Source organism: Nitrospirota bacterium (genome assembly GCA_023229435.1).
GTDB lineage: Bacteria > Nitrospirota > UBA9217 > UBA9217 > UBA9217 > JALNZF01.
Map to the genome: position 1 here is coordinate 44,147 of JALNZF010000001.1, position 25,430 is coordinate 69,576.

Genomic DNA, 25,430 nt, shown 5'->3' on the forward strand with positions numbered 1-25,430 from the left:
ATATATAATAGTCCATTCTCATCTAACAGGATGTTGAAAAACGCTCTGTTTACCCTTCGACAATGCTTCGACAGGCTCAGCAGAGCACTCAGGGCGAACGGAGCGTGTATTGAATTTAGTCGTAATTATCCGTTCGTGGTGAGCCTGTCGGACCACAAAAAGACTTTTTCAACAACCTGCTAAAACTCGAACAGCAGCCCCCCCAGGTAGGCAGTGCCTCCCAGGTTGGTCGAAACAGAGCGCACGATCGCACGGGTGTATTCGGCCTCAATAAAGAAATAGGTATGGTACACGCCATAGTCGAGAAACATCCTGTTTGATGAGCTCTGGTCAACGTAGTCCAGGGAGAACTGCAATCCTCCCCTGATATGATATCCGTCGGCATGGCCGCGCACAGTACCCTGATCCTGGATATTCTGCCGGTAGTACATCCTGGTCCAGCCGCCGCCGAGGTAGGGAACCAGCCATTGATCTTCGTTCAGAATGCCGCGCGCAAGGACGAAGACATTGACCGGATAGAGCTCGTAGGTCACGTTGCCGACAGAGATCCCATGACGCACTGCATAGGATTGCCCCTTGCCCCTGAGCGTGCCTGCCCCGACGCCGACCTCGACCTGACGCACAAGCTTGTATGCCAGCGTTGCCGCATACTCGGGCATACTTCTCTTCCCATAGAACTGCGACCAGTTTTCGAGCACCGGCGTGAACCTGCCGCCCTTTACTTCCAGCGACCAGTGGGGTTGTCTCAGGATCGGGTCTTCGGCCATTGCCGCTGAAGGAAGAATCATGAACATGAGGATAAGAAAAGCAATAATGTTTTTCAACGAAGCCCTCCCGTCCTTGATAATCTTTTTCTGAAGAATCCAAAGGCGATGGCTGCCCCGAGGACCAGAAACATAATTGCCTTGAACCTCATCGACGTCCCGGTCATTAAGATCGAGGCGCCCACGGCAGGCATGAGCGCCATTCTCACCAGGGGCTTGTATCCGGGATGGTCGTTCAGGAACGTTGCAGCGGCAGGGCCGTGTCGATAATACCAGTGAACGAACATTCTGCCGGGCGCGGAGGTCAGGAGATAGCGGTCGCGGAATGCGCGCAGGGCCTGCACCTCGGGTGCGGAGTAGTATCCGTAGGCGGCTGTTGCGATGAAACAACGCCCGCCCGAGTCCGGCAGGGCTGGATACGCAATGACCTCTTCGGGATAGACGTCGGGGGGCACGTTCGATAAATCGCTGTACCGCGTTGCGCCGATCTGGGTCGATGTCTCTTCCGAATAGATGCTCTCACGCAATGACGTTGTAGCGCTGCTGCTGAATTGATTATCATAGGCGGTGACCGCGAAGAAGTATTTTTGCCGGGCATAGGCAGACACCGCCACGAGGTAGGTCTGATTGTTAGTAAGTCCTGAGAGCTCGTAGGATGTTGTGTTCTCGACGTCAATGGGATCGTGCTCGTCGAGGGAGGATATGCCGTAATGCACCCGGTAACCTGTTGCGCCGGATACCGCGGACCAGGTAAGAATGAGCTTTGAGTCGCGCGGGCTCGGCGCATCAAGGACCGGCGCAGAGAGAGGTGTGGATGGAGGAATCAGACCGGACAGGGTGTAGCTGGTAGAAGCCCCCACCTGAATGGGAGAGGTAATGGTCCCGCTGCTCGTGAGTATACCGGTATAGGTGCCGGGAGCCGAACCGAAATAGAGCTGGTAGCCACCGACCAGGGTTGAGGTTGTGTTCGTCACAAGATAGCAGTTGTTTGGCGACCAGCTGAGATCGATCGACGTGTCCGTGGTAGATTCAACTCTGAGGTCAGATATCTTGAAGGGGATCGTATCCGCGGAAGAGCCGCCGTATACCCCGATGTCATTCGGCGAGCCGCTGTTATTCCCCGTCCCGATACAGGGCGATCCTTGCTTCAGGTGAAAATCATGATTGACCGGGTCCACGAAAAGGGGGTCGCCCGCGATTGGATTCATGCCCGTGGGGCCACTCACGGAATTTCCGAAAAAGGCGTTGTTCTTGTTGGCGTTATTCGTGATGTAAGCCGTCGCGTAGGCGATCGCTGTGGTATTGAGCGAGAAAATGTTGTTGGAAATATCTAAGTCCCAATCACAGGAGAGGGCGGTCCCATTTTGAAAGAAGGTGTTGTTGGCGACCTTGGTGTGAATGGAGCTCTGTTCGGTGATGGCCGTGCCTCCCGGACCGACCGCGAACACGTTGTTCATAATGTTGACCGTGGTGGAGTTGGCGGTATTGTTCAAGACACTGATGCCGGTTGATGCATTGACGAACGTAAAATTACGGATGTTCACGGTGCCCGCGCCGATTGCTCCGACGTTCTGTGTTTCATCGACGATCACCACCGGCCCGCCGCCGTTGCCGGTCAGAAAGGTCTTGGCGGTTTCCGCGCCTTTGATGGTGACGTTGTGCGGCAGCGTGATGGGGCCGGCATAAATGCCCCGATCGACCACGATCGAGTCACCGGCCGAAAAGGTCGGAGACGAGATCGCCTCCTGGATGGTTTTGAACTCTCTCGCAGAACCCACTTGATGCTCGGCCGCGTCAACTCCTGCGGGAGCGAGTGAGATAAAAAAAGAAAAAACAGCAGACGCCGCGACAAACGGCAAAGAGGAAACTATTCGCTTCATGGATTGACCCCCGGTAAAAAAATATGATAAACCTTAACAGATGAAAACAGGAAAGTCAAAGGAAAATCTGCTGCTGCGCGCTGATGCGGCAGGTATGGTGAAGCCTTCGCAGCGTCGGCCTCATTCGACGGGAAATTGGACTGTTTGGTCACCGGGAAATCGTATGGATCATGCCGCGGTCAGCTTGACGTCTTGAGTCTTTTCCAATAGATATACTCCGAGGCGTCCGGAACGATCAGGCCGGAAAGTTTCCCGATCCGCGCGTATCCCAGTCCTTTATAGAAGGCCTGGCCCTGGCGATTAAAGGACGAGACGCAGAGATAGACATTCGGGCATCGTCGCGCTATACGGGACTCGGCGAAGGCGAGGAGCTTTCTGCCGATGCCCTGTCTGCGCATATCCGGAGCAACGCCGATGGCGCGGATATAACCGCCACGGGCAAACACCGGTTCCGGCGTGAAGAGAATGAATCCCACGGGAGCATCTCTGATCGTGCAGACGTAAGCCTGCTTGCGCGCAAGGTATGCTGAAAAGTCGACCCGCTCATGCAGTGTTTTCCAGGGTTCCGAGGCGGCAGTGATGGCAGCGCAGGCCTCTCTATGCGAGCGCCTCATGGGGATGATCAAACCAGTGCGGGTTCTCACGCTGTTGTCTCCGCGTCCTGCTTCAGTTTGAGAAACACTTCCCGAGCCTGTGCCTCCGCAGCCTCCCGGTTGCCGGTATTGTCGATGACGTAATCAGCATGCGCGCGTTTCTCGGCGAGCGGCATCTGGCTCGTTATTCTTGCCAGGGCCTGTTCGCGCGTGAATTTGTCGCGAAGGGAGAGGCGCTTGATCTGCTGTTCCCGGTCTGCGTAGACCACGACGATCCTGTCCATGTTCCGGTGGTATCCGGTCTCAATGAGAAGAGCGGCGTCAAGAATGACGAGGATGTCCGGCTGCCGGCTTTGAAGATGCCGTACCTGGACGGTATAGGTGTTAAAGACCTTGGGGTGGAGGAAGCTGTTCAGCCATGCCCGTTTCTCAGGATCGTTGAATACGAGCTCGCCGAGCTTTCTGCGGTCGATGCCGCCGTTCGGCAGCAGGATTTCTTTGCCGAAGTGATCAAGCACCTCCCGGCAGGCTTGCTGTTCGGGTTCGAGCAGCTCATGTACGATCCGGTCGGCATCGATGACATGGGCGCCGAGGTCTTTGAATACCCGCGCAACAAGGCTTTTTCCGCTCGCAATACCGCCGGTGAGTCCAACGAAGAACATCGTAATGCCTTTCATTAATCATGCCGCCAATCATCCGCCTATGAGGCATGGATGAACGCGTATCCTTTTTGCAAAAAAGGAAGCAACAGCCGTCCGGTTCTTATTATACCACCGGAGAGAAAACCCAGATAGTCCATGTTGTCTGCAAGGTAAACCTTGATAAGGAACGCCGCAAATGCGATATTGAACAGAAAGATCAGCGGATACGAAAAAATCGCGCCTTCCTCCCTGATATCGTTCTGGTCGGTCTGAAGAAAAACGAGTGTCAGGATCAGGTGGAGCGCGAAGGTCGCGCCGGACAGAAAAACGAGAATATCGATCGCCATGCCCCGGGCATCAGCTGCGCGCGCTGTCCAGTAGAGGATGAGCGCAAGAACCGTATAGAGGGGGAAAAAATAGGGGGCAAGCGTAATGATAAAGTTCGATTTGGTTATTGTGACACGACCGCCGCGGTCGCTGGCATGGATGGATTTCACGGAACCTCCGAAGAGCAGTGCGAAAAGGGCATGCGTGAGCTCATGACCGATGACATAGGTTAAGACCGGTTTTTTGAAGAGAACATGGATGCACAGGTAGATCAGCCCGCCCGCGAAAAAGTAATAGGGAGTGTCCGGCCGGTAGTGGACCGTGAAGACCGTTGTCGCGAACTGCCAGGTAAAACCCAGACAGAAGGGCACCAGCGACAGGCCGAACAGAATTTTCAGGATTTTTTTACCCATCATGTAAACCGGAGAACGGGAGCGATCTTCTTCGTGTCCTCTCTGACTCCGTTGTTAAATTCTATTTAAGTGGGGTATGCATATGACGGTACCTACCCCTAACCCGGACAAGCCGGAACCAGGAAAATCATTTTCGCGCAAAGCCGCAAAGCGCGCAAAGGAAATCTTGTACGTCTTGAATTAAAACAATAATCTCTTTTGTTTTTGTCGTTCTTTGCGACCTTTGCGGACGTGCTAAGTGGCCGCTTTTCCTTCATAGGCCATTGCGCGAGAGAAGGTTTTAAGTTTTAGTCTTAATATTCTATCCATTTTGAGATGAATTTGATTCTTTAGTTACTACATGTCGGCCGGGACTTCGCCCGGCAAACATGGCCCTTCGGGGCAGTTCGAATTTAACGTTTTTGTAGGGCAAGGCTTCAGCCTTGCTGATACCGAAAAGCCGCAACCCTGAAGGGTTGCCCTACAACTCAATGAAAACATAAAAAAACCAAACATCGACAATCTTTTGTCGATGTTATAGGCGTAAGCGCCTATTACCATATCCCCGATAAGAGCACTCGGGGATGACTGAAACTGTGCGAAGATACTGTCATTCCCGAAGGTTTAATCGGGAATCTGGTTTGAGAGAATATGCATCAGATCGACCGTTGCATCCGGAAAAGCACAATTACCGACGTTAGGGTAAATAATATGTTGGCAAACCATGCCGATATCGATGGGGGGAGGGCGCCTGAGTGTCCGAGAGAGGCGCCGACGCTCGTGAGCACCCAGTAGACGGCGGCGATCGCGACGGCAAGCGCGATCCCCTTGCCGGCGCCTCCGGAACGCACCTTATGGACGCCGAAGGGAATGGAGATCATGATCATCAGCAGGCTGGCCAGCGGGTATGCCAGTTTACTGTGAAGGTCCACTTCATACGTCACGGCCTTATAGCCGCTCAATTTGAGCCTTTTAACGTAGTCCCACATCTCGGTGAAGTTCATCTCCTCCGAGTTTTTAACGATCATGCCGAGGTCGTTGGGATTCTCCACGATATTGAAGACCTCATTGTCGGACGCGCGGGACTGCACCGCGTCGTTCACCTGGGTGAAGGTAAAACTGTTCTTCAGGCGCCATGCCCCATTTTCCCATGCCAGGCTGTCGGCCTTGATCCGTTCCCGCACTGAGTAGTCGGCATTCAGCTTGTAGATGTTCAGCCCCAGCATTTCGTTCCGGTTCGGGGAGACCAGTTCAATGTTGACAATGCTGTTTTCCGGACCGCGGAGCCACAACTTGTATTGCTGGAACATCACCCGCTGCCGGCTCTTCTCGATCTCAACCTTCCGGATGTAATTGGCACGGGAACTGTAGACCGGCATGACAAATTCATTGTTGACAAACCCGAGGCCTGAGATCAGGAAACCGCCGACAAAGAGCGGCGCGACGATCTTCGCGAGGCTCACGCCGCCTGCGCGCATGGCGATGATCTCGTTGTGGCGCGAAAGGTTGCCGAGCGACAGGAGCGCGGCGATGAGCGTGGCCATGGGAAGCGACATCGATATCATGCCAGGCACGCTGTAAAGGAAATACCGGGCGATCTGGGAGATCGTTGCATGATACTTGATGAGTTTGTCGGCCTTCTGGAGAAAATCGACGCAGAGGTACACGACGAGAATGCCGATCAGGACCCCCGCCACGAGGGCTATGAATTCCTTGAAAATATATTTGCTCAGGATCGTCATGAATTTTCGTGTGCACCTTTAATCAAATTTCCAAATAAAAAACTAATTTCACACAAAGCCACAAAGCTCACAAAGAAAACCTGAACAGTCTTTTTCTTTCTTCGTGTCTCCGTGGCTTTGTGTGAGACCGTTCTATTAAGTTGTTTCTTTGGTCATCGGCGATGCCTCGTCAAGTCTTTCCTTTCAATCGTGCCTTGATCCCATAGTAGAGCCGGCTGATGCGGCGTCCGATCCCGAAATTGATCTCCTGCCCTCTTTTTATGATAAAAAAGATCGCTGACACGGTCATAAGACTGTTCGGTATCCAAAAAGCGAGAAAGGCGGGGTATGTCCCGGTCTCCGCAAGATTGGTCGCTCCGCTCAAAATAATAAAATAAACAAGAAAAACCAGGAGCGCGACGGCCACGCCGGCGGACTTGCCGGAACGGCTTCGCCTGATGCCGAGCGGCGCGCCGATCAGACCCAGAATAATGCAGGCAAAGGGTATCGAAAGGCGTTTGTGCAGTTCCGTCTCAGGGACATAGGAGGGTTTCCCTTCCCGGCGCAATCGTCTGATCTCACGGAAAAGTTCAAGAGTATCAAAGTCATCGACGCTTTTCCCGGGCGCGTTATTTTGGAGCGCGCTGCTGATGTCGAGATTGAGCCGCGCGTTGTCGAACCCCATGAGCGAGTAGGCCTGGCCGGCGCGGGGCTGCGTGAGAATGGCGCCATCCTGCATGGCGAGGGTCACGTTCATGGCCTGCTGGTCGGCAATGAGCTTCCCGCGTTTTGCGACGATCGCAAAGGGTTCCCTGGCGGAACGTTCGTCGGAGATAAAGACGCCTTCCAGGTTGTCCTGAGGGTCCATCTTGTCGACATACAGGACCATGCCCTCGAAGGTGCTGCTGAAGACGCCGGGCTCGATGCCGATCAGCGCCCGTGACTTCACCATGGAGAAGAGACGGGCCTTGAGCGCCGAGTTCGCGCCGGGGACGAGGAACAGCGAGGTGAACGCCGTGATCGAGAAGGCGATCAGCGCGAACAGGAATACCGGCCTGATCATGCGATAGAGGCTGATGCGGGAGGCCTTCATGGCGGTTATTTCCGAGTCCGAGCTGAGTCGGGCAAAGGTGGTAAGTGACGCGACGACGAGCGACATGGGGATGGTGATGACGAGGAATCCGGGCACAACGTAGGCGAGCACTTCGGCGGTATCTGCAAGGGTGGCGCCCTTCGATACGACCAGGTCCGCGAGCCGGAACAGCTTCTGGAGAAAAAGTACGAACAAGAGCACCGCCATGCTGAGGAAGAACGGCGGCAGCATCTCAAGGAATATGTAGCGGTCCACTATGCGGGGTCTGAACATGGTTATTTTCTGATCTCCTCGAGGATGTTCTTGTCGATCTTGTTCATTTCAAAGTAATCATTCTCCAGCTCTTCGATATAGAACCGGTCGAGACCGCTGTTCAGGAGAAAGTCCTCCCGCACCCGGCTGTCGCGGGACACGATGATGTGCGGCAGGAGGTTGTTGAGGTAGAACGACTCCTTCCGGATATCGAGAATGATCTCCTCGAAGATGGTGTGCGGGACCGGGCCCTGCACGATCTGCCTGGACTGGATTTCGCGGTTCAGGTCCTGGATGAAGATCTCCTGGTCCTCCCGGGAGTTCAGTTCCGCATAGATGCTTTTGAAACGGTCCTTGATGTAGCGGTGGATGGCGGTGTAGAGCTTGTCTTCATCGTTGATCATGGTGATGGACGCGGCCCGTTCCCGGTAGGTCGTGTCGCCGGTCTTGATCTGCAGGAGTCCCTGAAACAGCATGTCGACTTTTTTCCGGCCGTACCGGGTCAGGTAACGGTTCTCCCGGAGGGGATCGATGAATATCTCGCGGAACAGATCAGGGCTGATCTGATCGAAGACCTCCTTGTTGCCGAAGAGGCTCCGGATGTTGTCTTCGCTCAGGGTCGAGTTCTCCATGAACGCGAGATTGTTGATCGTGCTTGCCGCGCTGTCGTACCGGTCGAAATAGGTCAGGATGGAGCTCATGGATTCGAGCGCGAACATGTCATTGGTGTCCCGCGCATGCTCGTCGCAGACCCTGACCGTGTCGAGTAGTAGCCCCTCAAAGGCCTGGTCCCTTACCGCGGTGGATTTCTGCTTGGCTATCAGGAGCTTGATGAGGTCCTCCTGCGAAAGGTGTCCTCTGATCTTGTCCGTCCTGAAGAAGAGCCCCTCGAAGATCGCCCGCGTGTCCTTGACATAATCCGGTTCCTCCACCTCGACGATCTGCATGTCCTTGAGAAGAAGCTCGTCGAGCGTGTCGAAGAGCGTGTGGGGAATATTGAGACGCAGACTCAACGTGCGGAGTCGTGAGAGCTTTGCCAGCTCCGAGGGGTTCACCTGGCCTTTTTCCGATACGGTAATGAGGATGTCCTTGTATTCATCCACGATCTTCTTGTTCTCGGGAAGCTTGTACATCCCGTCGATCTTGATGCGTTCCTGCTGATAGGGGATGATCTTGTACTGGTTCGCCAGGTCGTTCAGCAGGGTGAGGGCCTCAGGGGAAAGCATTTTCTGCTCGGCATAGAATTTATTGAACGTATTGAAATATTCCCCGTTATGCCGGTTTTGCATCCGGAAAAGAAAAACCAGACCCTTCGCGTCGCCAAAGGCCTCAAAGAGCTCCCGGCAGAGGCGGGTGTCATCGGAGAGGCCCACGGTCGTGCTCCGTTTCAACTGCTTTCCCATGTATTTCAGAATATCGCGCTGAATGTCCCTGATCTCTTTCTGGAACGAGGAGTGAACGAAAAAAAAGTAGTTTGAGACGGCGTTGCCGGTAAGAAATACGTGGTCGAAGGACTCTTTGCCGGCCGTGGTGTTGGTGAAGGTGATGTTGTCGGTATTGTCGTAAAAGGCGCCATACATGACCAGACGGTTCGAAACATCTTTGCGCAGGAGGTCCTTGAGAGGCAGGTCCACGCCGAACATGTATTCGCAGAGGCTGCCGCCGGTCCCCGTATGGCTGATGCCGTCAGGGGAGATGATGAACTCGTTCCTTCCGGAAAAGAACCGGTCCCCCTCGGGAAGCGATTCATAGCAGTACCTGCTGCTCAGATCGGCGCCGGTGATCGTGACAAAATAGTCTATTTTATCGTTGGCTTTGCCGTGCAGCTTTATTTCCTGAATCATGTCGGGCATTATAGCAAACAAACCCGGATTTTCAAACGGAAAAATGGTGTTCGCTTCAATTATGGAGGTTTTATCGGTTTGTCATGCGCGCGGGCAGGGGATCGGGGATCGCGCGACACATTTCCCTTGATACCCCACTGGGGAAAACGTATAATGCGAAGCGGAATGGAACTGTTAACAAGGTTCAGAGTTCAAGGTTCACGGTTTATACTTTCCGACTTTCCAACCTTGAACTTTGAACAGTGAACCCTGAACCCTGAACCCTGAACCCTGAACCTCTATGACCATAGTAAGCGGCAGTAAAAAAAAGATCGCCTTCCTGGTCGTTCTTGTCGTGCTGATGGCCCTCTTTATCGCGGGATGGCTTGTCATGGACAGGGCAACGGGAACGAAGGCCGTCACCAGCGGAGACCGTGCGCCTGAATTTCGTTTGAAGACAATTGAAGGCGGATCTGTCAGCCTTGCGGACCTCAAGGGCAAGGTGGTTATGGTCCATTTTTGGGCCACCTGGTGTCCCCCCTGTGTCGAGGAGTTGCCGACGCTCGAAAGGCTGTACCGCTCACTGCCGGGGAAAGATTTCCTGATGCTCGCCGTGAACGAGGACGAGGGAGGAACAGGTACCGTGGCGTCATTTATCCAGCAAAACAGATTGAGTCTCCCCGTGCTCCTGGATCCCGGAAGCGAGGCCGCGAGGCGTTATGGAACGTACAAATTACCCGAGACCTATATCGTGGACCGCGAGGGTGTGGTGCGATACAAGGCGATCGGACCACGGGACTGGACCGACCCCGCGAGCATTCAGATCCTACGGAATATTATAGAAGCAAGGTGACTACTCAGGTCAAAATCTGTTAGCCGCGAAAGATCGCAGAGATCACAAGGAAAAAGCAAAGAGGGCGGTTAATCTGATCAGAAGGACATATCTCTAAAGCCAAAGACGGCAATAAACGTAAGCCGCTACATACCGTATTTTCATGAATTTAAGGATGTTCTTTGAGTTCTTTGCGTTCTTTTGCGGCCAACCTGAGTAGTTGCATTTCATGATCCATTAACGTGGAGTTCATCGCATGTCTGATTTTATAACAACAACACTGATCCTCATTGCTGTCGCACTCGTTGTCGGCAGGTTCAACAAGGGCATGGGCTGAGGCGCGGCATCAGGTCCCCTCTGTAAGAGGGACGAGGAACCTCACCAGCACAGCGGTGAGGAAAAAAAATAGCGGCATCATGAAAAAGTATCTTTTTGCCGGACTCGGAGCGTTCGTTTTCTGCGTCCTCATCATTGTTGTGTGGACCATGCGGGTCCTCTCCAACCTGCCGGATGTTTCCACCCTGAAACACTACCGGCCGGCTGCCGCCGCCGAGGTCCTTGATAAGGACAACAACCCCCTGACCCTTTACTATGACCGCAAGTTCCGGATATGGGTCCCCATAACCGGCCTTCCCGATATCGTCATCAATGCAGTCGTGATCGCCGAGGACGATACGTTCTTTGAACATCATGGCGTGAATTACAAGGCAACGCGTGACGCCATGCTGCATGACGTCAAGAAGCGCAAATTCTCGCGCGGCGGCAGCACGATCACGCAGCAGATGATCAAGAACGTGTTTCTCTCCAGGGAAAAGACCCTGACCCGCAAACTGCGGGAATATGTCCTGGCCAGGAAGGCGGAGGAAATCCTTTCCAAACGCCGGATCCTCGAGATTTACCTGAATGAGGTCGAGTGGGGAGAGAATATCTATGGGATAGAAGCCGCGAGCCGTTTTTACCTCGACAAGCATGCGTCTGAACTCACCATTGCGGAAGCCGCTCTTCTCGCCGGCATGCTCCCGAACCCCCGCTATTACAACCCTTATAAGAGACCGGAAGCGGCCGGAAAGCGGCAGAAACGGGTGCTGTTCAATATGCAGCAGGCAAAAGACATCACCCAGGATGAATACGCCGCGGCGCTTCAAGAACCTCTGAACCTTCGTCCGGAAGGTTCGAACCGGATGGATCTCTCCGCGCTTACAGCGGGGAACAGCGGACAGTGCTATCAGCAGGTGCTGGAGCGGATGCTTGTCGCGCTCATCGGGGAACACGACCTCTACCGCAGGGGAGGGACCATCAGGACAACGCTTGAGAAAGCCCTGCAGAACGAACTCAGTAGTCTGGAGGGGTCGATGCAAGAACGGGCGGGAGAGACGTCTGGACGCATTCCCGTTGTCATGCAGGGGAACAAGATACGGGCAATTGTCTGCGGCGAAGGCAGGGAAGTGGAAGTCCGGTCAAAACTCGAATCTCTCGGCATGTCCTACATTGGTTATGATGTGGGTGCGATAGCGATCGACGCGATCCAGCGGGAGCAGATCATGGAAACCGCAGATGAAGAAAAGAAGTAATCACATGATTAACAATGACCCTGCCTGTCGGTTACGGATAGAGACCGCCTGATTTACCTGGCAAGTGCCTCTTCGATACATTCTCAAGCTCACCTGAAACAATCCTGTCGGAATCCTTTACAATAATAAAACATACAACTTACGTTATTAATACTATATTCGTATTATTATTTTAATAGTTCATTGATATTTATAAGTTATGGGTATATTTATATGACTGTCGAAATAACAAACAAAGTTATTACGATTAAAACAATGTGCTTGATTAATATGGCATTACCATAAGGTATTAATATTGCACCTCTTGGGAAAGTGCAAAAAAACAGCTATTTTTTAAAAGGTATTGGCCAGTTCTATAACCAAGAGCAACACTTGGGGCAGCTATGTCAGCGTTTTGGTCCGAAGCGGTCAATCTTTAAAAACGTTAGTATTTTTTCAGCAATCAATGGCAATTTATGTCATTTAATTCAGGGGATGATTGTCAGATGAGAACAAACATTATAATGAGAAATAGCAATCATTACATCGCCAAGGTTCTTTTCGCGATTCTCTTTACGGTAATTCTTATCTCGTTTGCATCAACAACGGTTACTGCTGCAGGTAACTGCGACGACGCCGCCATACGGTGCAACGACAACGATGCTTGCACGACGGACACCTGCGACGAGGGAACAGGCGCTTGCGGTCACACGGCCATTGTCTGCAATGACAGCAACGCCTGCACCAGCGACGCTTGCGACCCGTTGAATGGATGCGTGTTCACCATCAACAACACGCTGCCGTGCAGTGATAAGAACAGCTGCACCGACGGCGATTATTGTTTGAACGGTCTCTGCAAGTCCGGGGTGGTCAGGAACTGCGACGACGGAAATATCTGCACCGATGATAAGATGATTCCTGTTATTGAAGTTTGCTGCATCCACGTCCCCAATACCAAGTCCTGCAACGACAACAACGCCTGCACGTCAAACGATAAGTGTGCAAAGGCCGTCTGCGCGGGAACGTCCAAGACCTGCGAAGACTATAACTCGTGCACCACCAATTCCTGTGATCCGGCCTCGGGCAGTTGTGTGTATTCCCCGGTGCCAGATTGTATATGCGCGGGAAAACCGAATGGTTCCCCCTGCACTGACGGCAATGCCTGTACCGTCGACTCATGTGTCAATCAGGTGTGCGTCAGCACGGCCAGGACCTGCAACGACAACAATGTCTGCACCACCGACACCTGCAACACGTCGACCGGGTGCGTCTTTACGAACAACACGCTGTCGTGCAGTGATAACAATACCTGCACCGTGGGCGATGTGTGTTTGAACGGCGTCTGCAAGCCCGGGGCGACCACGAACTGCGATGATGGGAATATCTGCACAATTAATACGAGCGTCCCGGTTCTTCCCGGTTGCTGCGTACATGGCACCAATACCCTGCCCTGCAGCGACAACAACGTCTGCACCACGGGCGATGTGTGCGCGAACAAAGTTTGCAAGGGAGCGCCGGTTGCCGATGGAACAGCCTGTGATGATGGCAACGTCTGCACCGAAAACGACGCTTGTTCGGGCGGGGTCTGTGTGGCCGGGGCCCCCATGCTCTGTCCGGTTGGTGTGTGTGATCCTGTGTCAGGATGCCCCGTATCAACACCACCCACTGGCTCAATCGTGATCAACAACGGAGCAGCATTTACGAATACAACGAATGTGACCCTGACACTCAGCGCAACAGACAGCGACGGCAGCGTGACTGAGATGCAGTTCAGCAATGACGGCTCGACATGGTCGACACCTGAACCCTACGCAACGTCGAAAAACTGGACATTGACTACGGGCGATGGGATAAAGACGGTCTTTGCAATTTTCAAGGACAATGCTGACAACTGGTCTAACGCAATTCCCAGTAATACGATCATTTTTGATACCACCCCTCCTGCAGTGAGTGTCAATTCGCCGGCTGACGGGTTCACAAATAATAAGACGCCTCTCTTAAGCTACACCGTGAGCGACGGCGCCGTGGTCGTAAAGGTTGACGGTATTATCGTTCCCAAGATTTCCGGCAGTAACCTCGACTCCCTTACTGACGGTGCGCATACTGTCCGGGTTGCGTCCACTGATGCCGCAAACAACTTAGGTTTTGCCGAGGTAAGCTTTACGGTGGACACCTTACCGCCATTAGTAGTGGGGGAAATGCCCAAAATATCCAAAATATCCGCGGGTGATGATCATTCTCTCGCGATAGCAACAGATGGAAGCTTGTGGGCTTGGGGCACAAATTGGAGCGGTTATTTAGGCGATGGAACAATGCAGCCGAGCAATTCTCCGAGAAAAATAGGCGCCGATACAATTTGGTCAGCTATTTCCGCAGGATATGATGCAAATTTGGCGCTCAAGTCCGATGGGACCTTATGGGCGTGGGGAGCGAATTCGTATGGGCAGTTGGGTGACGGGACCACAGACGATAAACATGCTCCGGTGCAGATAGGGCTTGACAACAATTGGAAATCGATTTCTATGAAGGGTTATCACGGATTAGCTCTGAAACAAGACGGAACTCTCTGGTCTTGGGGGGTAAATTGGGAAGGGGAGGTAGGGGATGGAACCACCGATGACAGACACTTTCCAATCCAGATAGGTTCCGATACGAATTGGACCGCCGTTTCAGCAGGATTTTGGCATAGCTTGGCGCTCAAGTCCGACGGTACATTGTGGGCGTGGGGAGCGAATTGGTATGGGCAGTTGGGTGACGGGACTACTCACGATAAACATGCTCCGGTTCAGATAGGAATTGATGCCGATTGGGTCGCGGTTGATGAAGGAGATAGCGGATCATTCGCACTGAAATCAAACGGTACCTTATGGGCGTGGGGAGGCAATCAGGGGGGGTGGTACGGACTGTTGGGTGACGGGACCTTTACCGATCAACACGCCCCGGTCCAGATCGGCATCGATAATAATTGGGCTTCGATCGCTGCTTCAGGTGAAGGAGAATATGTTCTCGCGCTAAAAACAGACGGCACACTGTGGGCATGGGGGTCGAACTGGAACGGACAGCTACTGAACGGGACCTATTACGATCAGTATGTACCCATTCAGATAGACACCGATAATACCTGGTCAGCTATCTCGGCTGGATTATACTACAGCGTTGCTCTAAAACCAGACGGAACCTTATGGACATGGGGGTATAACGACCAAGGTCTTCTCGGTGACGGTACATATCAGGATATCTATACACCGCACAGGATTGATTATATTTCCGTTACATCCAATGTCATCTCAATTAACAGTGGAGCCAATACCACGAATAGCGTTTCCGTTACCCTGAATTTGAATGCCTCGGATATGACAAGTGGCATAGCCTTGATGCGGTTTAGTAATGATGGTGTGGCCTGGTCTGCTCCCGAGCCTTATGCTACGACCAGGGACTGGACGCTGACCGCGGGAGACGGAAGAAAAACGGTATATGTAATGTTTCAGGACGGAGCGGGAAACTGGTCTTCCGTCTTCAGTGCGTCGATCATTCTCGACGCGAGGCCGCCAACCGTGGCCGTCACTTCACCGGCCTCGGGACTCACGTACAATGCCACGCCGTTGTTAAGCTACACTGTTAGTAAGGGTACGGTCATTGTGACGGTAGACGGGGCCGCCGTGAACAAGGGAAGCGGCGACCAACTTGGCCCGTTGATTGATGGCCAACATGTCGTGCGCGTGACAGCCACGGATGAGTTCGGTATTGCCGCCTTTACGGAAGTGACGTTTACGGTCGATATTGCACCGCCATTGGCTGGAACCACACCAAAATTTATTGAAATCGCGGCTGGATGGGACCATTCCCTTGCTATTGCTGCGGATGGAAGTTTGTGGGCTTGGGGGGCGAACTGGACCGGTCAATTAGGAGACGGTATGACAACAGTTTTTTCGAGTACCCCGGAAAAGATAGGAATGGATTCCACTTGGTCATCAGTTTTCGCCAGCGATTACTGTAGCTTAGCGTTGAAATCCGATGGTACCTTATGGGCATGGGGCTTGAATTGGTACGGGAATTTAGGGAATGGGACACACAATTTCCAATCTGCGCCTGCTCAGATAGGCACGGACAACAATTGGAAGTCAATCGCCACGAGCTCTTATCACAGTGCAGCGTTGAAACAAGACGGCACCTTATGGGCATGGGGTGCGAATGGGAGTGGTGAGTTGGGAGACGGAACCATTGTTGAGAGACTAGCCCCGGTCCTGGTAGCCGGTAACGTAATTTCGGTTGCAGTCGGCGCATACCATACGGTCGCAGTGAAGTCTGACGGCACGTTGTGGGCATGGGGAGCAAACGAGTGGGGTCAACTGGGTGACGGGACCGCGCTCGATCAACATGCTCCATTTCAGATTGGAAGCGATAAGGACTGGATTTCCGCGGCAGCGGGATACTATTCTTCCTATGCGCTCAAGTCCAATGGCACCCTGTGGGCCTGGGGAGGGAACTGGTCCGGAGAATTGGGAGACGGGACCGGAGACGGGACCAGTGATCATAACAAATATGCTCCGGTACAAGTAGGAACAGAGAGTACATGGTCTTCCATCTCCGCTAACGGGCAGGGATTTCATGTTCTGGCATTGAAGTCAGACGGATCCCTATGGGCGTGGGGTTTCAATGGCTGCGGTCAGTTGGGAGACGGAACCATTGCTGATAAAAACGTTCCGATCCCGATAGCTACCGGAACATTGTGGTCGTCGGCCGCAGCCTCGTTTTGCCATAGTATTGCTCTGAAATCGGATGGTACGATTTGGTCGTGGGGGAATAACGGAGATGGGCAATTAGGTGATGGTACGACCCAGGATCGAACAATGCCGCATTATATATTCGATAGAGATGTGATCGTAATAAACAATGGCGACGGCTACACAAGCGGCACGGCCGCGACATTGACGCTGAACGCATGGGACACAACAAGCGGAGTGGCATACATGCAGTTCAGTGCCGATGAAATAACATGGTCTACTCCCGAGCATTACGCCGCAACCAAGAACTGGACATTAAGCGAAGGGGATGGTCTTAAGACGGTATATGTGAGGTTTCAGGACGCAGCCGGAAACTGGTCCGCTCCCTTCAGCGCGTCGATTACGTTAGATACCACTTCGCCGGTCGTGACGATTATCTCTCCGGTTGCAGGGGCAACAAACAACAGCATGCCTTTGTTGCAATATACCGTGACTGATGGGACAGTTGTCGTGAAGGTAGACGGTTCAATAGTCAACAAGATCTCAGGCAGTTTGCTCGATATGCTTTCCGATGGCACCCATACCGTGCGGGTGGAAGCGACGGACGCCGCCGGGAACGCAGGCTCGGCGCAGGTGAGTATAACCGTTGACACCACGCCACCGATCGTAACTATAGCATCGCCGATTGCCGGAACAACGAACAACAGAAATCCAATGCTGATGTACACGGCAAGCGAGGGCACGGTTGTCGTGAAGGTGGACGGCTCAATTGTCTACAAAGTCTTCGGCGATGCGCTCGACTCGCTTTCCGACGGAACCCATACCGTGCGCGTGGAAGCGACGGACGCCGCTGGGAACGCAGGCTCGGCGCAGGTGAGTATAACCGTTGACACCACGTCACCGATCGTAACTATAGCATCGCCGATTGTCGGTGTGACTGATATTAACCGACTCCCTCTGGAATATGCGGCAAGTGAGGGAACGGTGGTCGTGAAGGTGGACGGTGCAATAGTCAACAAAATCTCCGGCAGTCTGCTCGATACGCTTGCCGACGGCACCCATACCGTGCGCGTGGAAGCGACGGACGCGGCCAACAACATCGGTTTCGCCGAAGTGGCCTTCACCGTGGACGCTGTTGCGCCTACGGTGATGATAACTTCACCGGCCCCCGGGGCGACAAACAACAAGACTCCAGCCCTGGTATACACTGTTAGCGATGGGACTGTCGTCGTAAAGGTGGATGGTATTGTGGCAAATAAGGTTTCCGGTAACACTCTTGACACCCTTACAGACGGCAGCCATACGCTGCGGGTCGAGTCCACGGACACGCACGGGCGCACGGGTTTTGCAGAGGAGGTCTTCACAGTGGACACCATTACGCCGACTGTGACTATGACCTCACCTGTTGCCGGCTTTACGAATACTAAAACACAAATGCTGACGTATACGGCGAGCGACGGGACCGTCATCGTAAAGGTAGACGGCGCAGCGGTCAACAAAGTATCGGGCAGTTCACTCGGTCCGCTCAGCGACGGCGCGCACACGGTGCGGGTGGAAGCCGTGGACGCCGCCGGAAATATCGGTTCGGCGCAAGTGACTTTAACCATAGACACGACTCCTCCGGCCGTAACCATAGCCTCGCCCGTTGCAGGCACTACGAATCTCAACACCTTGCCGTTTATCTACACGGTAAGCGACGGCGATGTCGTCGTGAAGGTGGACGGATCAGTTGTCAACATGGCCTCAGGCAGTACGCTCGACAATCTCGCCAACGGCAGCCACAATGTTCGCGTGGAAGCAACGGACGCGGTCGGCAACGCCAATTTCGCCGAAGTGACGTTTACGGTGGACACAGCATCAGCCGGCAATGACGACACGAACATTTATTGTATGGGCACTGGGACAGTTCTCGTCGGCCCAAGCGCCTTTACCAATGGGATCAGCGTGCCGTCATCAAACAACATTGTCCTGATCGCCTCGCCCTATAACGGAGAGACCATAACCGGATCGAAGACCATCATCAAGGGCGCTATGGACAACACCGTTCCGGTCATGGGCGTCGTTGTTCAGGTAATCAATTCAGCAGGGACCGGCACCTACCCCGTGGTAGTAAACGGTAAATACTTTGCAGCGCAAGTGCCGCTTGCACCAGACAGCAATATAATAAAGGTCATCGCCACGGACCAGAACAACGCACAACATCAGACGAGTATTACCGTGACTGGTGTGATACAATCGAACAATGTCAATATCTACGCGGCGCCGACTGCGGGAATTCCGACATTAAAACAGAACGGCCGGACCTTGCTCAATGTGGCGCTGAATACGACCACGTCGATTTCAAATCCCGTTAAAAGATATGCGTGGGATTTCAACGGCTCAGGCACAAGCCAGCTTACGTGCTACAGCCACTCCAATGTAACAGCGAGTTATGAGCATGTCGGATTGTATCTCGCAAACGTCACCGTCACCGACACGGCGGGGAGCCATTACACGGAGACGGCGATTGTGAATGTGGTGGACGCCGGAGTAATGAACAGTACGCTCAGGGCAATATGGAATAACATAAAGAGCGCTCTGGCAAATCAGGATATACCGACGGCATTAAATAGTTTTGCAGACAGTGCAAAAAATATTTATGGATACCATTACCAGATATTGCTGGACCATCTTCCGGAAGTATCTCAAGGGATGACCGATATCACAGTATTGAAGGTGGGCGATAACATTGCGGAATGTGAAATGCGCATAATAGAGAATGGATCAGAAGCTGCATATTATGTCGTATTCACTAAAGATAATAACGGTATTTGGCGATTAAATTTCTATTAAGCGGGTTGTGATTAATGGACAACCAAAGTCTGCTATATTAATGGCTGTATTGACAGTGACAGTCTCGATGATATGGAGGGAATAAAAAGTGAAACTGAATAAAGATATGGTAAAAACAAAAACAGGAATTCTTGTCATAGTTTCTGTCGTTGGTGTTTTGCTATCAATAATTATTATGAGTACGCCAGCCTGCAGTGCAACATTCAAGGGTCAATTAATTGATGCCGATTCAAGGGAGCCCATCGAAGGTGCGGTTGTCGTATTATCGTGGCATGAAGAACGGCCGACACCGCCGAGTGGAGGCGGTACACGGCTTAAGGATGTGAAAGAGACCCTTACCGACAAGGACGGCAAATGGAGCATAGACGGCCCAAAGGGAAGGAAGCTTGGCAATTTTCTTTCAATAGTAAGCTTCCTTACACGCATGTATATTACCAAACCACCTCAATTTATTATCTTTAAACCGGGATATTGCTCGTGGCCTAAAGGTTTGTTCGTTGAATCATGTAAAGAAAAAATTAAATATGAATTAGATCCTCAAGGTCATTATAAACTTGGAGAAGGTGAAACAATTGAGCTGCCGAAGCTGACAAATAGAGAGGAAAGGAAAAAAAATAGCAGCATATCACTACCAGATGATAAAAACATGAAAAAGAAGTTAATTAATCTAATTAAACTTCTAAGTGAAGAGGACGCATATCTATATCCTGGGCTACAAGAGAAATCAATGTATAAAGAATTACTTAGGGAGTTTAACTATGAAAAATAAATGGTTAATATTTTTTATATCGCTCTTATGCATTCTAGTTGTGAATTCTAATAGTTATTCACTTCAGGAAAATACGCATAGAGCAATTAACCAGCATATAGCACAAGCGGCTATAAGCGATTTTTCATTAGAAAATTATTTGCGTTTGAACTTAGGATTTGCGCGAGGGTATGAAGAACCTATACATGGAATTAATGCTAATGGCCGTGGTGATACCAAAACTGTTTCGGACTGGCTTGGCTACGGTGGGGAGCAGGAGGATAGGCCTGGAGCGTGGTCCGACTTTCTTCCTTGGAACGAAACACGCTCGGTCAATCACTTTCACAATCCGCTGAAAGTAAATTGGGCTGAGGCGGGTTTGAGTGATGTCTATTCTGGCCAGTCCTCCATTCTATGGGCACAGAATGCCAACCAAACATTAGGTGGTAACTGGTCCTGGCAGGATGCAAGGCAATATTTTTACATAGCTTTGACGGGTTATGACCTGAATGGGGCGGTAACAGCATCGACTCAATCCGAGAAAAACATATTCTTTGCTAGTACCTTCCGCGCTGTCGGTCAACAAATGCATCTTGTACAAGATTCATCGGTGCCTGAGCATGTAAGAAACGACGCGCATAATTTATTGTCTGGTTACGAGGGATTTGTTCAGGACGCTTTGATGACAAGTCCAGTTTGGACAACTTTACTTGCAAATCCTATAACTTTTGATCAATCGATTCTCAACCTATCTTCGCCGGACCCTGCTCCTGTCCCGATTTCAAAAATCATAGATACTGACCACTACAACGGTGACAATCCCAGCATAACAGAGACTGTAAATTATTCTCCGCAACCTATAGGCTTGGCAGAATATACCAATGCTAATTTCTTAGGTATGCGCCCCCTTGGCAGTCTGCCTTTAGTGGGCGAACTCGGATTCGGAGTTGATATACAAAGGTTTCCTTATCCTCGAATGAGCGATACGATCGCATGGCCCGATAGCAACAAAATAACCTATCTTAGAAAAATGGGCAGTGGCGATGTCATAAATCATTTAGCTGTTGCAAGCAGATTGCGGAATTTTCTACAAACGTATTCTCCGTTTGAAGTAGCTAATGCCCCTGTATATTTAGATGATTTGTGCTATAGAGAATATGCACAAAACTTAATTCCCCGCGCAGTCGGCTACTCCGCTGGACTGCTGAACTACTTCTTCCGCGGCACTCTCGATGTATCCTGGCCCGAAACCGGCGTCTACTCCATCTCCGACGGCAGCCAGACGCCCTATACCGACACCAACGGCAATCATCACCAGCAGTTCACCAAAATCAAAGCAGAGATACTGAATATCACCCCGAACGAAACAATAGGGGCGGGCAATCTCACAGCGGTAGCACGATACAAAATCATTCCCAACTACGCCCCTGATCTCTCAAACTACCCACCGGACGGCATGGCAATGTCAGCGGTACCATACTCCTATTCCGTTTCTCAGCCAGAGCCCGTGAGCAGTATCAGCGCCGCTGACTATGCGGATATTACCTTTGATTTCGCTCCCGCTCCCATCCCCGCGGGCATCACCGACCTCACGCTCCAAGTCGTGTTCAAAGGCACGATCGGCAACGAAGCCGACAACGCCATAGCCGTGGGCATGAAAGACATCACGGAACCCACGCACCTGACGTTCTGGAACCTGTCGGATATGTTCTCCCTTCAGTATCCCGGCTCGGACTACGAGCTTTACACATTTGAAACGCTTCAAACTATGGCTCAGACGAACACCACGTTATTAAACTGGCTGGATGAAACTAACGACAATTCATTGTCCGACGAGCTGTACTTACAGCCTGTTGCCAGCATGTTCACTCTTTCTTTCTGGAACAATCTGGCAATGATTCCCGCGGTGACCGTTGACATCCCCGCAGGCGCGCATATCCGGCCGATCGTGCTCGTAAACCAGAGCGCCAATAACTATGTGAAACTGGAGTGGCAGGACCCGGTTCGTTCGGACAGCGTGACCCTTGCGTTCACGGGAGTGGTGAACCAAGTGGACCAGAGTGGTGTTTATGGTACGCCGACGCCGGTGGATACATTCCGTCAAGGATACGGACCTGATGGTCAAACGCTCGTGCCGATTCGCCAGCACCATTATATGGGGATAGTCGGATGTAAACCGGGTACTGGAGGCATATACTGTCCTTATTCCGACGAGGACGCTGTCCCCGCCAACATGACGCCGATACCATTCACGTCGGATTTCAATTAAAGCTTAAAGGCATGGATGCTCAGTCCGGGGAACCTATGGGGGGAACCTATGAACCTATGGGTGACCCTATAGATTCCTATAGTCCCCCTAATGAATGAGGGCTGGTCAAGGAACCAGCCCTCATTGCTTTTCTACCTCATGGAGATCAGTGTTCTTATGCCTTATGGGCATGCGGCGCTTCAACGCCGGTCTTTGCATCAAAGAGGAACCCTGCGGTCCATCCGAGGAATCCCATCCCGCCGATGAAGACCAGCGCGGAGACGAACACGCCGCTCATCATTGAGATGGCCACGACCACTCTGGCAAGCAAAGCACCTTCCAGCGGTGAGCCGAAAATGAAGCCCGCCACCTTCAGTCCTACCAGGCCGCCGACGAGTGAGCCGGAGAGCAGACCGACGAGAACGAACAGGATAAGCCCTACACCGGTACCTACATACAACCCCTTTTGTGATGTCTCGATTCTTTTCATTTTATTTTCCTCCTTATTCTGTATTTTTTTATTGAACTTCATTCGCTTGCCTCTGATTAATAGATTGCATCTAATGTGCCAAGTTATAACACATTGATTTTAATAACAAAGCGGCTGAATTAAACATTGCATAGCTGCAAATCATGGAATAGTTTTAGCATACATGCAAATAATAGAAAGGATGAAAAGCTCTGCGCGAGAAGCAGGGACCAGAAGGCCATTCGACTGAGACTGAAAAATACTTCGACTGCGGCTTTGCGAGAGACGCCTTTAAGTTTTTGTTTGTTGGTTCTGTCTTGTCCGTGATAGGTTTGGGTGGAGCAGATTACCATATCATGTCGCATGGTTCTTACACACCCCAAGAAGGTTGAGCACTCCGCTGTTATTATCCCCAATCAAAGTTACCAAAGGTGACAAAAAATAACTTTTGACGACGTGCTAAACGGAAATAGCATTTGACAGCGGTGAAACCGGGTGCTATACATTATTCAATATTGAAATGCAGTGCCTGCAAGGCTGACCCATTATGAGAAAGGCGCATTAATCAACGGATCTTTCGAGCTGATGATAAGCCTTCTGGTGTCACCGGATTTTTATCAGATCCACAATCGCGGAAGGAGGAAAAGTATATGTATACTTCTATCACGGTCGGACAGGTGTTGAGGGCAAAGGGGTACGGTTTTCACTCGATCTCTCCCGATGCCACGGCATACAGCGCACTGGAACTCATGGCGGACAAGAACATAGGCGCCCTGATGGTAATGGAGAACGAAAAGCTTGTTGGTGTATTTTCGGAGCGGGATTACGCCCGCAAGGTGATCCTGAAGGGAAAGGCTTCGAAAAGCACTACCGTGCGGGAGATCATGACCAGTTCGCCGATCAGCATCAAGCCGGCAATGACGTTGCGGGACTGCATGGTGTTGATGGCGCAGAAGCATATTCGCCATCTGCCGGTCATGGACAATGAACTTCTCCTGGGAGTCCTGAGCAGCCGCGATGTGGTCGACACGATCATCTCGGATCAGGAGTCGACGATTGAAAAGCTCGAGAACTATATTTCCGGCACTGAATACATATCTTAGAAGATCTCAAAGTATTCACTCTGTTCCCGGAACCCTTCACATCAGACAGCCTTCCTGATCAGTAGCGATACAAGATCGACCTCTGCTCATCTTACGGCATATTCGCGCCCGCGCTCCCCGGCGGCGAGACGGTGTCGAGGAGGCGAAGGAACGAGTCGCGCGTTGTTTTGCTGTTCAGGATGCCGACGTGCGTCTCGTCTACCCCGATGACCCTGGTGGCGCTTGTCTGCACAGAGGGGAGCAGCTGGGAACGGAGGGATACTAAACCGTCGCTGCTTTCTCCATTCTTGAAATTTGAATCATCGTTGAAGGAAAAGTAGAGATAGAAGGGCAGTTTTTTCGGGAACGGCCTGCTGGTGAGATCATTGAGAAACGCGCTCGGCGCCCCGATGTCGCGCCATGAGGGCACCACGACCGGTGCGTTGTCTATCCACTTCTTGGCAGTCTCATCACCGCCATAGGGAGTGGAGAACGAACAGTACAGCTTGAGGGAGGCGGGGAATGCCTGTTCTGAAAGCTTGTTGATCGCCGACATCGACACCAGACCGCCCATGCTGTGGGCCGTCAGCACGATCCTGGGGCCGCCGTTCTTAGACGTCTTGTCGATCGTTTCGATCAATTGCGCCAGCAGGGTCCCGATCTTGTCCAGCGGCAGGCCTGAGGGATAATAAAAGAAGAATGGCTGAAAGCGGCTGCGGTCCAGCCCGTCAGTAATGTACTTCCAGTCCCGCGGGGTCCCCGAGATGCCATGGACGAACAGGACCATGGTCTTCTCTTCATTGAAATCCTCGAGACCAAAGAAGAACCCCTGATTATGGGCTATCAGGTCGGATGGATTATAGAGGCCCATGGTGCCGTATTTCGGATCGAAGAACTCGTCGTCGAGGGATTTATAGACGTAGCCGGTCGGCCGGACAGTTTCGCTGAGGCGAAAGTCAACATTTCCCGGATGATCGAAATCCACCGTGATCGACGGACCCTCCACGACAACCCCGCCTTTGGAATTTTCGGGACCTACGGTCACCTTTGTTTTGCCGATCATTTCATTCGATTCGAAGTCTCCGTTCCTGTCCATGTCCGCAAAAACAAAAAGCTCATAGTCTCCCTTGGGGAGGAAGGCCATATAGTAATCCGCTGATGACTTCTGTATCTGCACCAGAGCGACTTTTTCGTTCGTCCGGTACTTGTTGCTCACCGCCACGAGCAGCAACGGTTCCTGCCGTTTCTGCAGTCTGATGATCTGCCCGATGAGGACCAGAGAATCCTCGGGCGCAAGCTGATTCAGCGCCGACACGCTCGGCAGGTACTCGAAGGTTTGGCGCCAGTGCGCCTTGCGCATATAATAGTTGCCGTAGCTGCAGCCGGAAATGGTCAGGATACAGGTTGCGAGGATGATGATAATCCGGTTGAGCAGGGGGCTGAGACCATGATGAGACAT

Annotated in this window: 16 protein-coding genes; 6 read left to right on the plus strand and 10 right to left on the minus strand. The window is 52.1% G+C overall.

Features of this window, described 5'->3' with window-relative positions; translation table 11 throughout:
* Positions 1–179 precede the first annotated feature (179 nt).
* The 8 genes from M0R70_00245 to M0R70_00280 all read right to left on the minus strand — a co-directional run bounded on the left by M0R70_00245 (position 180) and on the right by M0R70_00280 (position 9,507).
* Positions 180–824 (minus strand): MXAN_2562 family outer membrane beta-barrel protein, encoded by a 645-nt coding sequence (locus M0R70_00245; protein ID MCK9417790.1) that lies wholly within the window; start codon positions 822–824, stop codon positions 180–182.
* Positions 821–2,644: a hypothetical protein gene (locus M0R70_00250; protein MCK9417791.1), complete on the minus strand. Its 1,824-nt coding sequence runs from the start codon at positions 2,642–2,644 to the stop codon at positions 821–823. The genes M0R70_00245 and M0R70_00250 overlap by 4 nt, the downstream gene beginning before the upstream one ends.
* Before the next feature lie 179 nt (positions 2,645–2,823).
* Positions 2,824–3,288, minus strand: coding sequence for a GNAT family N-acetyltransferase (locus tag M0R70_00255; GenBank protein ID MCK9417792.1), 465 nt, complete (start codon positions 3,286–3,288; stop codon positions 2,824–2,826).
* On the minus strand, positions 3,285–3,914 hold the full coding sequence (coaE, locus tag M0R70_00260; protein ID MCK9417793.1) for a dephospho-CoA kinase: 630 nt from the start codon (positions 3,912–3,914) through the stop codon (positions 3,285–3,287). Before coaE ends, M0R70_00255 begins: the two co-directional genes overlap by 4 nt.
* Positions 3,915–3,937: 23 nt before the next feature.
* Complete coding sequence (locus M0R70_00265; GenBank protein MCK9417794.1) at positions 3,938–4,621, minus strand: M50 family metallopeptidase; 684 nt, start codon at positions 4,619–4,621, stop codon at positions 3,938–3,940.
* Positions 4,622–5,253: 632 nt separating this feature from the next.
* Positions 5,254–6,339 (minus strand): LPS export ABC transporter permease LptG, encoded by a 1,086-nt coding sequence (gene lptG / locus M0R70_00270; protein ID MCK9417795.1) that lies wholly within the window; start codon positions 6,337–6,339, stop codon positions 5,254–5,256.
* Positions 6,340–6,508: 169 nt separating this feature from the next.
* Positions 6,509–7,684: an LPS export ABC transporter permease LptF gene (gene lptF, locus M0R70_00275; GenBank protein MCK9417796.1), complete on the minus strand. Its 1,176-nt coding sequence runs from the start codon at positions 7,682–7,684 to the stop codon at positions 6,509–6,511.
* Between the two features lie 2 nt (positions 7,685–7,686).
* Positions 7,687–9,507 carry a TIGR04442 family protein gene (locus tag M0R70_00280; protein ID MCK9417797.1) on the minus strand — a complete coding sequence of 607 codons (1,821 nt, stop codon included), beginning with the start codon at positions 9,505–9,507 and terminating at the stop codon, positions 7,687–7,689.
* 280 nt (positions 9,508–9,787) lie between these two features.
* Between M0R70_00280 and M0R70_00285 the strand changes: the two genes are divergently transcribed.
* The 5 genes from M0R70_00285 (at position 9,788) to M0R70_00305 (ending at position 22,441) form a co-directional block, all read left to right on the plus strand.
* Positions 9,788–10,339, plus strand: coding sequence for a TlpA family protein disulfide reductase (locus M0R70_00285; GenBank protein MCK9417798.1), 552 nt, complete (start codon positions 9,788–9,790; stop codon positions 10,337–10,339).
* A gap of 395 nt (positions 10,340–10,734) precedes the next feature.
* Positions 10,735–11,889 (plus strand): penicillin-binding protein, encoded by a 1,155-nt coding sequence (locus M0R70_00290; GenBank protein ID MCK9417799.1) that lies wholly within the window; start codon positions 10,735–10,737, stop codon positions 11,887–11,889.
* A gap of 503 nt (positions 11,890–12,392) precedes the next feature.
* Positions 12,393–19,424, plus strand: coding sequence for a hypothetical protein (locus M0R70_00295; protein MCK9417800.1), 7,032 nt, complete (start codon positions 12,393–12,395; stop codon positions 19,422–19,424).
* Between the two features lie 106 nt (positions 19,425–19,530).
* Positions 19,531–20,193, plus strand: coding sequence for a hypothetical protein (locus M0R70_00300; protein MCK9417801.1), 663 nt, complete (start codon positions 19,531–19,533; stop codon positions 20,191–20,193).
* On the plus strand, positions 20,183–22,441 hold the full coding sequence (locus M0R70_00305; GenBank protein MCK9417802.1) for a hypothetical protein: 2,259 nt from the start codon (positions 20,183–20,185) through the stop codon (positions 22,439–22,441). Before M0R70_00300 ends, M0R70_00305 begins: the two co-directional genes overlap by 11 nt.
* Positions 22,442–22,595: 154 nt before the next feature.
* Here M0R70_00305 and M0R70_00310 read toward each other — a convergent pair whose 3' ends face one another.
* Positions 22,596–22,910, minus strand: a complete 315-nt coding sequence (locus tag M0R70_00310; GenBank protein ID MCK9417803.1) for a hypothetical protein — start codon at positions 22,908–22,910, stop codon at positions 22,596–22,598.
* 629 nt (positions 22,911–23,539) lie between these two features.
* On the opposite strand from M0R70_00310, the gene M0R70_00315 reads away from it, so the two are divergent.
* Complete coding sequence (locus M0R70_00315) at positions 23,540–23,992, plus strand: CBS domain-containing protein (protein ID MCK9417804.1); 453 nt, start codon at positions 23,540–23,542, stop codon at positions 23,990–23,992.
* A gap of 91 nt (positions 23,993–24,083) precedes the next feature.
* Here the strand turns inward: M0R70_00315 and M0R70_00320 are convergent, their stop codons facing one another.
* A complete protein-coding gene (locus M0R70_00320; GenBank protein MCK9417805.1) occupies positions 24,084–25,430 on the minus strand; it encodes a putative lipase in 1,347 nt (448 codons plus the stop codon).

Bases quoted from the DNA above. Each gene is read 5' to 3' on its own strand.
- M0R70_00280 (MCK9417797.1), bottom strand. From the start codon at position 9,507: ATGATTCAGGAAATAAAGCTGCACGGCAAAGCCAACGATAAAATAGAC.
- M0R70_00300 (MCK9417801.1), top strand. From the start codon at position 19,531: ATGGTAAAAACAAAAACAGGAATTCTTGTCATAGTTTCTGTCGTTGGT.
- lptF (MCK9417796.1), bottom strand. From the start codon at position 7,684: ATGTTCAGACCCCGCATAGTGGACCGCTACATATTCCTTGAGATGCTG.
- lptG (MCK9417795.1), bottom strand. From the start codon at position 6,339: ATGACGATCCTGAGCAAATATATTTTCAAGGAATTCATAGCCCTCGTG.
- M0R70_00320 (MCK9417805.1), bottom strand. From the start codon at position 25,430: ATGTCTCATCATGGTCTCAGCCCCCTGCTCAACCGGATTATCATCATC.
- M0R70_00265 (MCK9417794.1), bottom strand. From the start codon at position 4,621: ATGATGGGTAAAAAAATCCTGAAAATTCTGTTCGGCCTGTCGCTGGTG.
- M0R70_00305 (MCK9417802.1), top strand. From the start codon at position 20,183: ATGAAAAATAAATGGTTAATATTTTTTATATCGCTCTTATGCATTCTA.
- M0R70_00315 (MCK9417804.1), top strand. From the start codon at position 23,540: ATGTATACTTCTATCACGGTCGGACAGGTGTTGAGGGCAAAGGGGTAC.
- M0R70_00250 (MCK9417791.1), bottom strand. From the start codon at position 2,644: ATGAAGCGAATAGTTTCCTCTTTGCCGTTTGTCGCGGCGTCTGCTGTT.
- M0R70_00310 (MCK9417803.1), bottom strand. From the start codon at position 22,910: ATGAAAAGAATCGAGACATCACAAAAGGGGTTGTATGTAGGTACCGGT.
- M0R70_00285 (MCK9417798.1), top strand. From the start codon at position 9,788: ATGACCATAGTAAGCGGCAGTAAAAAAAAGATCGCCTTCCTGGTCGTT.
- M0R70_00295 (MCK9417800.1), top strand. From the start codon at position 12,393: ATGAGAAATAGCAATCATTACATCGCCAAGGTTCTTTTCGCGATTCTC.
- coaE (MCK9417793.1), bottom strand. From the start codon at position 3,914: ATGAAAGGCATTACGATGTTCTTCGTTGGACTCACCGGCGGTATTGCG.
- M0R70_00290 (MCK9417799.1), top strand. From the start codon at position 10,735: ATGAAAAAGTATCTTTTTGCCGGACTCGGAGCGTTCGTTTTCTGCGTC.